The sequence below is a fragment of the Pontibacter rugosus genome, assembly GCF_042678745.1.
Lineage (GTDB): Bacteria > Bacteroidota > Bacteroidia > Cytophagales > Hymenobacteraceae > Pontibacter > Pontibacter rugosus.
Genome location: NZ_JBHTLD010000002.1, coordinates 1 through 13,470, shown reverse-complemented (window position 1 = coordinate 13,470; position 13,470 = coordinate 1). Strand labels below are relative to the sequence as shown.

The 13,470-nt window shown below is 46.6% G+C and carries 16 protein-coding genes and 1 pseudogene; 8 read left to right on the top strand and 9 right to left on the bottom strand.

Features of this window, described 5'->3' with window-relative positions; translation table 11 throughout:
* Nucleotides 1–55: 55 nt before the first annotated feature.
* Complete coding sequence (locus tag ACFQ2O_RS00375) at nt 56–1,585, bottom strand: M43 family zinc metalloprotease (protein ID WP_377521979.1); 1,530 nt, start codon at nt 1,583–1,585, stop codon at nt 56–58.
* Nucleotides 1,586–1,748: 163 nt separating this feature from the next.
* Between ACFQ2O_RS00375 and ACFQ2O_RS00370 the strand changes: the two genes are divergently transcribed.
* Nucleotides 1,749–1,901: a hypothetical protein gene (locus ACFQ2O_RS00370; protein WP_377521978.1), complete on the top strand. Its 153-nt coding sequence runs from the start codon at nt 1,749–1,751 to the stop codon at nt 1,899–1,901.
* Here the strand turns inward: ACFQ2O_RS00370 and ACFQ2O_RS00365 are convergent.
* Complete coding sequence (locus ACFQ2O_RS00365; protein WP_377521977.1) at nt 1,872–2,447, bottom strand: hypothetical protein; 576 nt, start codon at nt 2,445–2,447, stop codon at nt 1,872–1,874. The two genes, ACFQ2O_RS00370 and ACFQ2O_RS00365, sit on opposite strands and share 30 nt — an antisense overlap.
* Before the next feature lie 10 nt (nt 2,448–2,457).
* Nucleotides 2,458–3,984: a 2,3-bisphosphoglycerate-independent phosphoglycerate mutase gene (gene gpmI / locus ACFQ2O_RS00360; RefSeq protein WP_377521975.1), complete on the bottom strand. Its 1,527-nt coding sequence runs from the start codon at nt 3,982–3,984 to the stop codon at nt 2,458–2,460.
* 447 nt (nt 3,985–4,431) lie between these two features.
* Between gpmI and ACFQ2O_RS00355 the strand changes: the two genes are divergently transcribed.
* The 7 genes and pseudogenes from ACFQ2O_RS00355 (at nt 4,432) to ACFQ2O_RS00325 (ending at nt 9,730) form a co-directional block, all read left to right on the top strand.
* Nucleotides 4,432–4,845, top strand: coding sequence for a DUF4783 domain-containing protein (locus ACFQ2O_RS00355; protein ID WP_377521973.1), 414 nt, complete (start codon nt 4,432–4,434; stop codon nt 4,843–4,845).
* Between the two features lie 66 nt (nt 4,846–4,911).
* On the top strand, nt 4,912–5,769 hold the full coding sequence (nadC, locus tag ACFQ2O_RS00350; protein ID WP_377521972.1) for a carboxylating nicotinate-nucleotide diphosphorylase: 858 nt from the start codon (nt 4,912–4,914) through the stop codon (nt 5,767–5,769).
* 103 nt (nt 5,770–5,872) lie between these two features.
* Nucleotides 5,873–6,463 (top strand): hypothetical protein, encoded by a 591-nt coding sequence (locus tag ACFQ2O_RS00345; RefSeq protein ID WP_377521970.1) that lies wholly within the window; start codon nt 5,873–5,875, stop codon nt 6,461–6,463.
* Between the two features lie 105 nt (nt 6,464–6,568).
* Entirely contained in the window at nt 6,569–6,880 is a 312-nt protein-coding gene (locus ACFQ2O_RS00340; RefSeq protein ID WP_377521969.1) for a hypothetical protein, read from the top strand.
* A 171-nt stretch (nt 6,881–7,051) separates the two neighbouring features.
* Nucleotides 7,052–7,792: an SAM-dependent methyltransferase gene (locus ACFQ2O_RS00335; protein ID WP_377521968.1), complete on the top strand. Its 741-nt coding sequence runs from the start codon at nt 7,052–7,054 to the stop codon at nt 7,790–7,792.
* Nucleotides 7,793–7,805: 13 nt separating this feature from the next.
* Entirely contained in the window at nt 7,806–8,555 is a 750-nt protein-coding gene (locus tag ACFQ2O_RS00330) for a ZIP family metal transporter (protein ID WP_377521967.1), read from the top strand.
* A gap of 846 nt (nt 8,556–9,401) precedes the next feature.
* Nucleotides 9,402–9,730, top strand: a pseudogene (locus ACFQ2O_RS00325) (Mpo1-like protein).
* Between the two features lie 122 nt (nt 9,731–9,852).
* Here the strand turns inward: ACFQ2O_RS00325 and ACFQ2O_RS00320 are convergent.
* From ACFQ2O_RS00320 to ACFQ2O_RS00295, 6 genes are all read right to left on the bottom strand, one after another.
* Nucleotides 9,853–10,221, bottom strand: a complete 369-nt coding sequence (locus ACFQ2O_RS00320; RefSeq protein WP_377521966.1) for a hypothetical protein — start codon at nt 10,219–10,221, stop codon at nt 9,853–9,855.
* A 131-nt stretch (nt 10,222–10,352) separates the two neighbouring features.
* Complete coding sequence (locus tag ACFQ2O_RS00315) at nt 10,353–10,790, bottom strand: septal ring lytic transglycosylase RlpA family protein (RefSeq protein ID WP_377521965.1); 438 nt, start codon at nt 10,788–10,790, stop codon at nt 10,353–10,355.
* A gap of 2 nt (nt 10,791–10,792) precedes the next feature.
* The gene (locus ACFQ2O_RS00310; protein ID WP_377521964.1) at nt 10,793–11,512 is read right to left on the bottom strand and encodes an alpha/beta fold hydrolase; all 720 of its coding nucleotides are present in this window, start codon (nt 11,510–11,512) and stop codon (nt 10,793–10,795) included.
* A 335-nt stretch (nt 11,513–11,847) separates the two neighbouring features.
* Nucleotides 11,848–12,591: a hypothetical protein gene (locus tag ACFQ2O_RS00305; RefSeq protein WP_377521962.1), complete on the bottom strand. Its 744-nt coding sequence runs from the start codon at nt 12,589–12,591 to the stop codon at nt 11,848–11,850.
* Nucleotides 12,592–12,615: 24 nt separating this feature from the next.
* A complete protein-coding gene (locus tag ACFQ2O_RS00300) occupies nt 12,616–12,924 on the bottom strand; it encodes a hypothetical protein (protein WP_377521961.1) in 309 nt (102 codons plus the stop codon).
* Nucleotides 12,921–13,373 carry a GNAT family N-acetyltransferase gene (locus tag ACFQ2O_RS00295; RefSeq protein WP_377521960.1) on the bottom strand — a complete coding sequence of 151 codons (453 nt, stop codon included), beginning with the start codon at nt 13,371–13,373 and terminating at the stop codon, nt 12,921–12,923. The genes ACFQ2O_RS00300 and ACFQ2O_RS00295 overlap by 4 nt, the downstream gene beginning before the upstream one ends.
* Nucleotides 13,374–13,470: the final 97 nt, after the last annotated feature.

Below are 13,470 nucleotides of genomic sequence, written 5' to 3'. Positions count from 1 at the left end.
CCTCTCCCGATCTTTTATAATAAGTTAAAAAGGTCGCTACGGCAACTGTGAGCTACTACCGGATAATGTTGATTTTGCGAATTTCAGTGCCGTTGGTACTGACCAAACGCAGGTAATAAATCCCTTGTTGCAGGTGGCGCACATCAAGTTGCAGGGTGCGGTTAAACACTTCAGCATTTACTACGGTTTTTCCTACACTGTTCAGCAGTTCTACATGCCGTACCCGTATGCGGGCGGGTTGCTCAATTATAAGGTATCCTGATGTAGGATTCGGGTAAACGGTAAGGTCACTTACGGTAACGTGTACAAAGTCTTCTTTTATTTCTGTACTGCTGAGAGTACCGTTCGAGACAGTCAGTTTTACATCATACAGGCCTGGGCTAGAATACATCACCTCAGGGTTCTGTTGAGTAGACGTAGCAGGTGTGCCACCCTCAAATTCCCAATACCATGTTGTTGCCTTGGCTCCTTGTGAAGCATCTGCAAAACGTATGCTTTTGCCGGCAATTACAAGCGTGTCGCTTTCCGTGGCTGTGCCGAATTCAGCCCTCACAGAGCCGATACAGGCCAGCGAGCTTATTATACTACGGCGGGTAGAATGAAGTATGGCCTGCATGTACGCTGCCTGGCCTTTTGTGAAGAGGTTCATACAGGCATCAGCGCTATAGTCCATATAATTCTGGTACATGTTGCCATAGGGGCCGTTGCCGCAGGAGCGCTGAATGCCGCTTGAGCAGCCAAAGGAGTATGTTTCCTGGTTAGGCGTATCGCTTATCCCATCCGAGTCATCACAGGAAGCCTCTTCAGTTCCCCAAATGTGAGATAAGCCTAACCAATGCCCTACCTCATGAGTGGCAGTGCGGCCCCGGTTATAATCCGATTTAAACTTGTTGGCAGGAGCCGCCCCAACAGCGGTATAGTGCAGCACAACGCCATCCAGTGCAGCAGGTGCCATGCCTGGCGAAGAGGCGTAGCCCAGTAAGTTGTCGTTGCTGATGCTTTCTTTGATATTGCCTATCCAGATGTTCAGGTATTGATCGGGAGGCCAAACGTTTTTGCCGCCCTGTGCAGACTGCTTTATATGATCGTTGAAGTAGTAAAACTCTGATCGGCTGGTTTTTGTGCGGGTAATGCCTGTGGTAGGAAGACCGGCAGGATCAAGGCTGGCAAGGCAGAATTGAATGCGTGTATCAGCGGCATACTCCTGAAAGTATAAAGGAGTGTTAACTGCATCTGCATTAAGCCTTCTGAAATCCTCGTTTAGAACAGCGAGCTGAGACAGGATTTGCTCGTCAGAAATATTTTCGGTTTGGGTGTTATAAACCACGTGTACCACCACAGGAATAGTGATAACAGGAGCGGGGCTTTGCCTCTGCCCTTGCTCGCTTAGCTTTTGCTGTACAGCTTTTTGTACTTGTAACTGGTATTGCTTAAAACTGGGGTTTTGCGCTTGTAATACTTGGCTATACTTATCAGTGGCACAATTTCTTGTGTGGGTAAGTTCAGATGGTTGCGCAAAACCAGCAAGCGCTAGCTGTAAGCAAAGCAGTATAAGTAAAGCGGTAGTGCGCATGTAATACAACATAAGTAAACTGCAGCCCCAACTAAGTATAAGATCCCGGGTTATGTATAAGTTAAGGTGCTTTACAAGCTACAAATATTCTGGATTGTAAATTCCGTTCGGGTCGCTTTTACAGCAATTTATACTTAAAGCCTGTTTGCATTTCGTTTTTGCAAGCAAAGGTTAAATGGCAAAGGTTCTGGCAAAAACGGTTGTAGAGCTTTACAGCAGTGCTATGGAGCGAGTAAAGCATGAAGCCAAATTCCGGTACAGCAGGTTGCAGCGCAAAGGAGGCATTCTGATGATGGTCTTAGAGATTGGCGGCCACTTTATAATGTAGCGAATCACCAAAGGCCATTTTCTGCACTCCCTCCACCCGATAGCTGGCTATGTCACCGGTTTGTGGGTCGGTGCTTAACTGTATACTGCGGCGTGAGTAAAAGATAATGTTCTGGTCTTGCAGGCGGGCGTTGAGTTGTTTTAACTGGCCATTGGGGCTTAGCAGCAGGCGCAGGTAAGTTACCTGAGCTTCGGCATCTTCTAGTCTGTTGTACTCTATGGCAATGCTCCCATCCGCTAAAACCTGCTCCTGTTTGGTGTAATACTCCAGAAGCGAGGGGCGGTTCAGGCCTGCCTGCTCAAATACCGTAAGCTCATCTTCCCAGTCCACATTAGAGGTTTCTTTTATCTCCGGCTCCTGCCCTTGCGTGGCCACAGACTTCAGCACCATCGGTTGCTCAGCCTGTAGTGCTTGCTTTTGTTCCTGTAGGTAAGTGGTTAAGTTAAAAGAGGCCTCTGCCTTATCAGACACAGGAGGCACAGGCCTCTCACAGGCAACAGTGGCCAGTAGCAGGCCTACAAATAGCAGGTGTTTATACTTAGCCACAGTTATCCGTTTAATGTATTATTAGCGATGTACCAGTCATGTCTTCCGGCTGATGTATACCCATCAGGTCCAGAATAGTTGGGGCAAGATCACCTAATTTGCCTTGGTGCAGGGTGCCGTTAAAATCATTGCTTACCAATACACACGGCACCAGGTTCGTGGTGTGAGCGGTGTTAGGCGTTCCGTCCTGGTTTATCATCATGTCAGCGTTGCCATGGTCAGCTATCACGATAATGTCATAATCATTCTCCAAAGCTGTAGTGATCACGTCCTGCGCACATTTATCTACGGTTTCGCAGGCTTTTACAGCAGCCTCAAACACACCTGTGTGGCCAACCATGTCTGGGTTGGCAAAGTTCAGGCAAATAAAGTCAGCACTTTTCTGCTGCAGTTCCGGTACGATGGCGTCGCGTATGTCGTAGGCGCTCATTTCCGGTTGCAGATCATAAGTAGCTACCTTCGGCGATGGGCACATCAAACGGCGCTCACCTTCAAACTGCGTTTCGCGGCCACCAGAGAAGAAGAACGTAACGTGCGGATACTTCTCCGTTTCAGCAATACGAATCTGCTTTTTACCAGCGTTGGCCAGTACTTCTCCCAGGGTATTGTTCAGGTTATCTTTTTCGAAAATAGCCTCTACTTTCAGGAAGCTATCATCATAGTTAGTCATGGTAATGTAGTACAGGTCCAGCTTGTGCATGTCCTGCTCCGGGAAGTCGCGCTGCGTCAGGGCCTGGGTAATTTCGCGGCCACGGTCGGTGCGGAAGTTAAAACAAATCACCACGTCACCGTTTTTGATAGTGGCAATAGGCTCCTGCCTGTCATTTACCTTTACAATCGGCTTGATAAACTCATCGGTTACACCGGCGTTATAAGAGTCCAGCACAGATTTTATCAGGTTTTGAGATGGTTCCCCCTGCCCCTTCACCAGCAGGTCGTAGGCCAGCTTTACACGCTCCCAGCGGTTGTCGCGGTCCATGGCGTAGTAGCGGCCTACAATAGAGGCAATAGTGCCGGAGGTATGCTCCAGGTGCTGCTCCAGCTCATTAATATACTTTACGCCACCTTTCGGGTCGGTATCGCGGCCATCGGTAAAAGCATGAATAAACACATCATGCAAGTCCTGATCATAGGCTACAGAGCAAAGGGCTTTCAGGTGATCAATGTGCGAGTGCACACCGCCATCAGATAGCAGACCAATAAAATGTATGGCTCTTTTGTTTTCTTTGGCATAGGCAAAGGCATTGGCTAAAGCAGGCATAGAAGCCAGTTTGCGATCTGATATGGCTTTGTTAACACGCACCAGATCCTGGTATACTACGCGGCCTGCGCCAATATTCATGTGGCCAACCTCTGAGTTGCCCATTTGCCCGTCTGGTAAGCCCACATACTCACCGGAGGCATGCAAAGTGGTGGTGGCATACTTTGCAAGTATAGAATCGATGAAAGGTGTGTTGGCCTTGTTGATTGCCGAAACCTCTGGATTGGTAGCAATGCCCCATCCGTCTAGAATCATTAAGAGAACCTTTTTATCCATGGCACAAATATAGCTATAATCTTTAAAGCGGCAGGTTGCAAATATTGTGGTTTGTTATAGAGCTACTGGTTTGGTTAGTCTTTGGTTTTGCACAAGCCTCATACGTGTTGTGCTGCCAGGCAGGTAATACGGGCTGGTGACTTGCTTTATTTGCCGGTGCAGGTAATATCTTTTCAGCATCAATTCTAAAATAGCAACAACAAACCTGAGGTACTGCTGGTAAGGCGTTTAGTTGCTTTAACAGCTTACTCAAAGTATAGAATTGTGTTATTTCTTCGGCAGCTAGCATTTAAATAATTCTATTGCAGATGTAATTGTAACAGAGCCTATTTAACTTAATATACTGTTTTATTTATTTAGCTAAACCTGCTAACTTTAGAAGTATAAACTAGGTGCTATCTATTGGCATAGTTTTGGCTCATACCTGAGCAAGGTTAAAATATACGTATGAAAAAATTTAGACACTTAGCAGTAGTATTCTCGATGTTGATGGCAGTCGTGTTATTTTCGACTGAGCAGGTAGTGGCGCAGGGCGATGCTATGGGCAATGTAAAGCAGGCAATGAAGGTGGGCTCAGCCAAGGATTTAGCCAGGAACTTTGGCAACATGGTGGAAATTACGCTTGATGGCGGAGATGCTACCAGCTACAGCAGCACCCAGGCTGAGTTTGTGATGAAGAACTTTTTCTCGAAGAATGCCCCTGTTGACTTTAGTGTAAACCATAACGGCACTTCTGACAAAGGCCAGTTATATGCCATTGGTACGTATACTTCTAAAGGTGATTCTTATACTGTTCTCATCCGGATGAAGTCCTCGGGAGGGAAATATCTTATCCATTCGATGAATTTTATCAAAGATTAAGACGATAATAATGAGATTTTTAAAAAGGCTCGGAGTTTATACCGAGCCTTTTTTTATTTTTGCAGTGTGAAACCGATATACATAACCGAAAACAGCATCAGCGAGTTTATCGCAAGGGCGCTGGCCGAAGATGTAGGCGATGGAGATCACTCCTCGCTGGCCTCTATTCCGGCTGATGCGCAGAACCAGGCGCGGCTGCTGGTAAAAGGTGATGGCATACTGGCTGGCGTTGCGCTGGCAGGCTATATCTTTAAAGCCGTGGATGCTGATCTTCAGCTGGATGTTCTATTGCAGGATGGTGCCGGGATAAAGAAAGGTGATGTGGCTTTTACTGTAAAAGGGAAAGCGCAATCTATACTTACTGCCGAGCGACTGGTGCTGAACTGCATGCAGCGCATGAGCGGTATCGCCAGTTATACGCACTACCTGTCTTCTTTAATTGAAGGTACCGGTGCCAAACTGCTGGATACCCGCAAAACCACACCAAACTTCCGGATGATGGAAAAATGGGCTGTGGTGATTGGCGGCGGCCATAACCACCGCTATGGCCTGTACGATATGGTGATGCTAAAGGATAACCATGTAGACTATGCCGGAGGCATTCGGGAGGCCATAACGGCAACACAGCAGTACCTGAAGAATAAAGGGAAAGACCTGAAGATTGAGGTAGAGACTCGCACGCTGCAGGAAGTACAGGAGGCGCTGGAAACAGGTGGCATTCACCGTATTATGCTTGATAACATGAGTACTGATATGATGCGTGAGGCTGTGGCGATGATTGGTGGCAAGTATGAAACCGAGGCGTCTGGCGGAATCACGGACGAAACCATACGTGCTGTGGCCGAATGTGGTGTAGACTATATCTCAGTTGGCGCTCTTACCCACTCCATTAAAAGTATAGACTTGAGCCTGAAAGCTTACTAGAGACTTTGCCTCTGCCGTTGGGCAGAGTTTAAACCTGATTACGCTCTGTAGGCTTGGCCGGAGGGGCAGGAAGAGACAGAGAAGAACTTACATTAATTATTTTATGCAGCAACCAAATCAAAGAGGTGGCCGCCGTGTGGCGCAAGGTGCTAACCCACTGGCAATCCGGACAAAGAAATATCAACTGGATAAAAACATGTATACCCGCATAGCCCTGGGGCAGGTGTGGCGCAAAGACTGGTGGTATGCACTTATACCTTTAGTGTTGTTTTTATTGCCTGCCATATTTGCTTTCTCGTGGTGGTGGGTGGCTGCGGCTATTGTTGTAACGATACTATTTGTGCTGCTGCGCTCGGCCCAGGTAATGGGGGTAACCCAAATGGAGCAAGGGAGCCCGCTCTTCGAAAAACTTACCTATGAGATAGACCAGCGCCAGATTCTGCTGAAGCGCAACGAGCGCGAAGGTATGACCATGACCTGGGACATGATAGAGCGTGTTCAGAAAAAGGATGATGCCTACATGCTGTGGCTGCAACCGCCAACAGATGCTCAAATGCCAGGAGGATGGAAAGGCTGGCTTGCCCGTACTTTTCAGGTTCCGATATTTATTCAAATGCCGTTCCGCATTTTTAATGGCCCTAACGATCAGAAACTGTTAGAGAGCATTATGCGTCGTAAAAACCTGCTGGCTTAGTTCTTTTAGAACCTAAGCTGGATAATCCTTCGTAAAATATTTAAAGATAAGGCCTTGCGCTTTTAAATGCAGCGCCGACATTGAAGAAGTATAAAACATAGAAAAATGAATAAGAACCTAATAGCAGTATTTGCCGCGACGTGTGGGTTGTTTATGGCCTCTTGCGATACGCCATCAGACTTGAGACCAGGTGAAAAAGTATCTACAGAGTATGTGGAACCAGGTACACGCAAAACCTTTAATGTAACAGATGCAGGCACTGCTGAAACTGCCGGTGGTGCTGTACAACACGGAGAGAGACATGATCCAGATCAAGATGTATTGAACCATGATCCTGGTGCCAACTCAATTCAAAAAGGAGATAGCCTGCGCGAGTCGGCAGAGTATAACCAGGCCGAAGGCGTAACAAACCGCTAGGTTCTAAAAAAACATAATTTACCTGCCACTGCGGTACATCGTAGTGGCAGGTTTTTTTATGCCTCCGCTGTCGCAGTAGCAGGCACTTTTACTATCTGCCGGCTATCGATATATCGAGTTCAGAAATTTAATTCTATATTTGCAACATAATTGCTTTTAGAGAAACCCAGCATGGCAGTAAAACACGAGGTGGAGTGGTTCAGTACATGGTTCGACTCACCCTATTACCATATCCTTTACAAAGACCGCGACATGCAGGAGGCCCGCCATTTTATGGACAAGCTCCTGGCATACCTGCACCCAAAGCCGCATGAAAAAATACTAGACCTGGCCTGTGGCAAAGGCCGGCACTCTTTATACCTGAGCCAAAAAGGGCTTGACGTAACAGGCATTGACCTTTCCAGGCAAAGTATAAGCTACGCGAAGCAGTACGAGCATGAGCAACTGCACTTTGATGTGCATGATATGCGCCAGGTATACAGGCCGGGAGGCTTTGATTTTATACTGAACATGTTTACAAGTTTTGGCTATTTCGACAACGATACAGAAAACGTAGTAGCTCTATGTGCCACCGCCAAAAGCCTGAAGCATGGCGGTAAATTGGTGATAGACTTTATGAATACAAATAAAGTGATAGATCACCTGGTTGCTCATGAAGAAAAAGAAGTACAAGGCATAAACTTTAAGATTACGCGTGGCGTAGAGAATGGCTTTATCATCAAAACTATAGATTTTCGGGATGAGGGCCAGGAGTATCATTACGAGGAAAGGGTGCGTGCACTACGGCAGGAGGACTTTCTGGAGTACTTTAAAATGGCACAGCTGCGCCTGGTAGATACCTTTGGCGACTATAACCTTAACCCATATAACCAAGCTACCAGCGACCGCATGGTGTTTGTGCTTAAAAAATAAATAACGCTCCTGCATGATTATTGCCATACTTGCCCTATTCTTTACGGTTTTGCTTTCTGGCTTTTTAGTGAAGGTTTTTCCGCCTACTAATACCAAATGGCTGAAAATGGCTTTGGCATTCAGTGGTGCCTATCTTTTTACCATCACTATTGTGCACCTGCTGCCGGATGTGCTGGTAAACAGCAGTAGCAGCCCCTATCATGTGGGCTATTGGGTGTTAGCAGGCTTCTTTTTGCAACTAGTGCTGGAGTTGTTCTCTCATGGCGTGGAGCACGGCCACATGCACCACCACCACGGCCGCACCGACTCGATGCCTTTCCTGCTGTTGGGGTCCTTGTTTGTGCACTCTTTTCTGGAGGGAAGTATCCTGGTAGATAGGGGGCATTCTCACGCAGGCCACTCGCACGCTTCTGATAACTTCTACGTGATCTTACTGGGTATTGCGCTACACCACATACCGGCAGCTTTCGCGTTGATGTCAGTTTTGATGTCGCGGCTGGAGAACTTCCGAAAAGCCTTTATGTGGTTGCTGGTATTTGCCGTTGGCTCACCGCTTGGCATACTGGTAAGCAATACAATACTCGCCCAGGAAACACCGGATGGCCTTGTTTATACGGCACTTACAGGTTTGGTAGCGGGTAATTTCCTGCATATTTCTACTACTATTCTCTTCGAGACCAGCCCCGATCATCATTTTAATCGTGCCAAGCTTGTTGCTACTTTGCTTGGGCTTATGCTGGCGCTGGTTAGTGATTTTGTTTAGGGGCTTACTGCTTCTGCAGCGCTTTCAAGGCTTAAATTGTTGCTGTGTCCTGCTGCTACAGGTTTTGCAAAGTATAGCTGCCTCTGCTTATGCAGTTAGATTTCTGAAATTTCGTCTGGCGTAAGTCTCCGCCTTATCCTGTTCCATAATTTCTGATGCAAACGCATGAGTCGCCTGGCGCAGATAGAAAGGCTGTCGCTCGCCTCTGGCGATTGAGGGTAATTGGGGTGGCATCCCGGCGCCTGTGCCAAGAGGCGCAAACACAGCGGCCGGAGTCCGTCACTATAGCTCATGCGCGCCAAAGGCGAGCGATCGCAGAATATTGTAAAGCTTAAAAATTCCTTTGCCAGAACTCATGCTATCCAACTTTTGCTTAGAACTTGTTTACATTTCGTTTTGCAAGCGAAAGCTGAATGGAAAGGGTGCTGGCAAAGCGGTTTTAGAGCTTCATAGCAGCGGTATGGGGCGAGAAAAGCCTTTGAAGTCAGGCTCCTTTATAGGATTTTGCAGCGCAAAGTAAAGTATGAATTTTAAACATGCTCTTAAGATAATGGAATGTAAACATGTGTTGGACGTGAGCAAATTGACAAGAGCCGCTGTACTTTAACAGTAAGCTTGCTTTGGTTATTAATGCCAGCTCTTTTGCAAAAAAAAGCGCGGTACCGTAGGGTACCGCGCTTTTCTACTTAAACAAATACAGGGGACACTTTTCTGTAGTAGTCTTCTTCACCTATAGAACAGGAACAGTGGCTAATTGTTTAAGTAACAGGAGATAAATTGTGCTGAAGGTTCTTGAAATAGCCTGATGAATTAGGTATCTTGTATTATTACTTCATACTCTTTCCTATGGACCAAAAGGCGCATCACCGTTATACTTCTTTCAAAGAGTTTTATCCTTATTACCTGTCGGAGCACCAGAATACTACTTGCCGTGTTCTGCATTTTATAGGTACAAGTCTATTGATTTTAGTGGCGATAGGGCAATTATTTTAGGCGCTTTTGAGTGGCTGTTGCTGGTGCCGGTTATAGGGTACGGTTTTGCCTGGGTAGGTCACTTTTTCTTTGAGCACAATAAACCTGCTACTTTTCAATATCCCTTTTATAGTCTTGCTTCCGATTTTAAACTATTCTTTGATATTCTGAGGGGAAAGCAAACCTTTGAAGGCAGCAAATAAGCAAAATCCATATGGTAATACTGCTACGGTAAGTACAGGTTGGCGCGTTTTAGAAAATGGAGCATATAGCAAGGACAAGCAGTGCACTGCTTAAATATGTATGGCTAAAAAAGAAGGGGAACCTAAATGACAGTGGAAAGCAGCGTAGCAACAAGAGCTTTTACGGTAATCATCACTGCGCCTGATCTGGAAGCATCTGTTTCATCTTCATCTGAGTTAAAGGCATTACGGAAGTAAGAAAGCGGGCTTTCCAATACTTCAGCATCCAGTACAGATTTATCACGAGGCTTGGTGACAACCTTTGCTTTAGATTTAGGAGCTTTTTGTTCAGAGTCAGCAGCTTTAGGGCTTGTTTGCGGAGCTGTAACAGTAGTTGTGTTGGCGGGAGCTCCGTTAGCATGTGCCTGGGCAACGGGCATAATAAGCATGCATAGCAACACGAATGTCGCCATAAGCAAAAAGTCACGCATATTTCCCCACGTTTTACTCATGCCCAAATGTAGCTATTCAATTGATAAATATCAAGAAATGCTTAGGATATTTAGTAGAATAGCGCTTTTTATATAGTTAGTGTATTGTGCTGTGTATGTGGTTTTTAACTGATGTTGTAACGTCTGATCCTTTATTCTGTTTTCGCACTTTTTATCACCTTCATTTTTACAGGAGCCACGCCTGCATCCATCATACCCACACGTTTGGCGGCGGCCTCTGATAGATCTATGATGCGCCCGCGCACAAAGGGGCCGCGGTCGGTTATTTTGACTTTAACTGTTTTGTTTGTTTGCAGGTTCGTTACTTTCACTTTGGTGCCAAAGGGTAACTCTTTATGGGCGGCTGTCAGCTTGCCACGGCGGTACTTGTCGCCGTTTGCCATTTTACGCCCCTGGAACTTGCGGGCGTAATAAGATGCCTTGCCTTGCTCTGAATAACCTTTTTCGCCAAAGCGTGGAGCAGTGCTGGTGCAGGAACTAAGGCACAAAGCTATAGCAGCTGTTGCTAGGGTGACCTTGGCTAGTCTTGATAGTTGGATGAAAAGGGCTAATGATAAATAAGTAGGCATTTTTATTCTTTTATGACTGTAGAGTTAACGGCAACATGAAATATGAATTGCCTGATATGTATACTTATATCTTGCGCAGATAGTGTTTCAAAGGGGTGGCGGGTGCCGGGCATAACTTGCAAGCGTGCGTTTGGCAGCAGGCAGTAAGCCCAGCGGGTTTCTTCAGTAGTAACCATGTTGTCCCTGTCTCCTACGGCTACCTGCACAGGCAGCTGTATTTGCGGTAGCGTTTCAGCAGTAAGGATTGGGTGCTGGCCCAGTTGCAGCATCAGACGTGCTGTAGCACGCACCAGTTGCTTCCAGTCTTGCGGGGCATGGCGTTGCGCCAGAGTAGCTGCAAACTGCGGCACCTTCTCTTCTATCTTGTCTGGGCTCAGGAGGCTTGTTTCTTTTTCGGCGGCTTCAGCAGACCATGCAAATTTAGTAGCCAAGGTAAAGATGCTGCGGATGCGCGCAGGGTGTTGCAGCGCCATACTTAAGGCAGCATACCCGCCCATGCTATAGCCGAAAATATGAGTATCCCTGATCTGGTGCTCATCCAGAAACACAAGCACCTCCTGAGCAAGTTGCTCCATGGTAAAATGCGCTTGTAGCAATGGCTTGCCTCCATGGCCGGAGAAATCGAACGTATAAACCATGAAGCTCTCCTGCAGTGCCTGCTTTAGCTGCTCCAGCATGGCCGCGGAACCCAAGGCGCCATGGAGTAATAGTATGTTTTCCATTGGTGGTAGTAGAGGTTTGTTGCTGCACGCTTGCCAAAGCTATAAAAATCTCCTCAACAGAACAGGCTTAATTATCAAATTGCTCTAAACACCTTGTTAAGGCATCTATCAAAGTAACACCAGAAGCGTTGGAGGAGCTAAATACGAGCGGAGGATTTATGCCTGCGTATACTTAGCCAAGTATAAATGGGTGGCGCTAGGCAATCTAAGTTGAATACAAAGCGAGGAGTGGCAACCTTATGTGCAGCAGTTTTACAAGCTTGTGGTTGAGTAGTCGCTTAAGAGGCAGGGGCTTCATAAATAAAAAAGGCCGGAGTGTAGTGCTCCGGCCTCTGCTATTGCTTTAGTTGGTAATTATAGACTTCGATGGCTTGGGTTAGCTTATCCTTCCTGAACAGGTTAATAACCAGCTGCGCGCCCAGTACTCCTGCTCCGGCATACATCAGTGGCGAGATATTTAATTCCGTGCCTCCATTAATTGTCTCCCGAGAATCGTTGATGGACTTGATGGCGCCCACAGCAAGAAGCCCCGCTCCTACAATAGAAACACCGGTGTTGATCAGCTTGTCTTTTCGGTAGCGGCCAAGCAAAGCCATACTTGATGCATTGTCGGCCAGGGCTGTCTCCAGGTTATCAAACTCCATGAGGTAAAGCGGCCCCTCATCTTTCGAGAAGAAATAGATGCGCTTACGGCTGGAGCGCGCGCCGCCATACCCGTAGCCATACGGAGAGTAGCCATAGCCATCGTAGGTAGTGCGGGTGGTGTAGAAGCGGTCTATGCGTGGCCCGTCCATAATTCGCTTAGCAAAGGAGTCGTAGCTATTGCCTGCCTCTACCCGCGCATAATAGCCATCCTCATTCTGAAATACGCTTACCATACTTGGGTTGAACTTCAGTGAGTCGTCGAGCAGGAAGTGGTTTGATTTGAAGATGGGTGATTTATACTGCAGCTTGTTTGCGTATACTATCTGCCCATTCTGTAGCTGTACAAAAAACTGGCCATTGCCCGTCTGTGCAAAGCCCATATAGCTTAGCAGCAGTCCTAGTACCAGCATGCAAAGGTTTTTTATCTTGATCATACCTGAACTTAAGAAATTTTATACTTAGTTAAAGAGTAAAAAAAGCATCAGGACCATACCTAACAACGCCATGTATACCCAGTGCATTAACTGGCCCCGGTGCTTGTTGGGTACAGCGTTACTCACCACCATCACTACTATCAGCAGGCAAAGCAGGTACAGTAATATAAACGTTACTGCCTTTACCCAATTAGGAACTACAGTGTTTTCGGGTTGATATTGGTTGCTAATACCCATCCCGGACAAAAGCCACTGCAGCCCAAAGTATACCACCAGTTCAAAAACAATAAAGTAAAAGAACCAGGTTAGCCAGGCTTGTCTGCCGTTACTCATGGGTGTATGGTCTTAAAAAAATGATAGCTCTTGATGTGAAACCCTTCCCGGAAATAGAAGCGGTGAGCTGCACTGTTTGTAACGTAAGCGTCCAGCATAATAGTATTGCACTTCTCTTGCTGGGCCAGTTGATGCAGCCAGTCAGACAAAGATTTGCCCACGCCGCTGGATCGGTAGGCTTCATCTACTATAAAGTTATCTATTTCAAGGTATTTGCCGCTATAAAACTTTGCTGCTATCCAAAAACCTGATACTCCTACGCAAATGCCTGTTTCACTAAAAGCCCCTACCATCCGGTAGTGCTGCGGTATCATCAGGTGCAGGAGCTCTTCGTAACGCTGCTTGCTCATGTTTGGGTTCAGTTGCCTGATCAGGTGGTGCTGAGCCAGCATTTCGGGCAGAGTGCTTATTTCATGTAGCGTGTAAGAAAGCATAGCGCAATCGATCATCAGTTTATATAGATCTATAGCAGTTTTTATATTTTAGGAGCGGTTTTTGCACTATTTTATAGCAGGAAAAAACTGCTTTGCACCTTTACAAATATAG

Coding starts and splice junctions, on each gene's coding strand:
- ACFQ2O_RS00375 (WP_377521979.1), bottom strand. CDS start 1,585: ATGTTGTATTACATGCGCACTACCGCTTTACTTATACTGCTTTGCTTA.
- ACFQ2O_RS00370 (WP_377521978.1), top strand. CDS start 1,749: ATGGCAAAGGTTCTGGCAAAAACGGTTGTAGAGCTTTACAGCAGTGCT.
- gpmI (WP_377521975.1), bottom strand. CDS start 3,984: ATGGATAAAAAGGTTCTCTTAATGATTCTAGACGGATGGGGCATTGCT.
- ACFQ2O_RS00355 (WP_377521973.1), top strand. CDS start 4,432: ATGAAAAAATTTAGACACTTAGCAGTAGTATTCTCGATGTTGATGGCA.
- ACFQ2O_RS00345 (WP_377521970.1), top strand. CDS start 5,873: ATGCAGCAACCAAATCAAAGAGGTGGCCGCCGTGTGGCGCAAGGTGCT.
- ACFQ2O_RS00340 (WP_377521969.1), top strand. CDS start 6,569: ATGAATAAGAACCTAATAGCAGTATTTGCCGCGACGTGTGGGTTGTTT.
- ACFQ2O_RS00335 (WP_377521968.1), top strand. CDS start 7,052: ATGGCAGTAAAACACGAGGTGGAGTGGTTCAGTACATGGTTCGACTCA.
- ACFQ2O_RS00330 (WP_377521967.1), top strand. CDS start 7,806: ATGATTATTGCCATACTTGCCCTATTCTTTACGGTTTTGCTTTCTGGC.
- ACFQ2O_RS00320 (WP_377521966.1), bottom strand. CDS start 10,221: ATGAGTAAAACGTGGGGAAATATGCGTGACTTTTTGCTTATGGCGACA.
- ACFQ2O_RS00315 (WP_377521965.1), bottom strand. CDS start 10,790: ATGCCTACTTATTTATCATTAGCCCTTTTCATCCAACTATCAAGACTA.
- ACFQ2O_RS00310 (WP_377521964.1), bottom strand. CDS start 11,512: ATGGAAAACATACTATTACTCCATGGCGCCTTGGGTTCCGCGGCCATG.
- ACFQ2O_RS00305 (WP_377521962.1), bottom strand. CDS start 12,591: ATGATCAAGATAAAAAACCTTTGCATGCTGGTACTAGGACTGCTGCTA.
- ACFQ2O_RS00300 (WP_377521961.1), bottom strand. CDS start 12,924: ATGAGTAACGGCAGACAAGCCTGGCTAACCTGGTTCTTTTACTTTATT.
- ACFQ2O_RS00295 (WP_377521960.1), bottom strand. CDS start 13,373: ATGATCGATTGCGCTATGCTTTCTTACACGCTACATGAAATAAGCACT.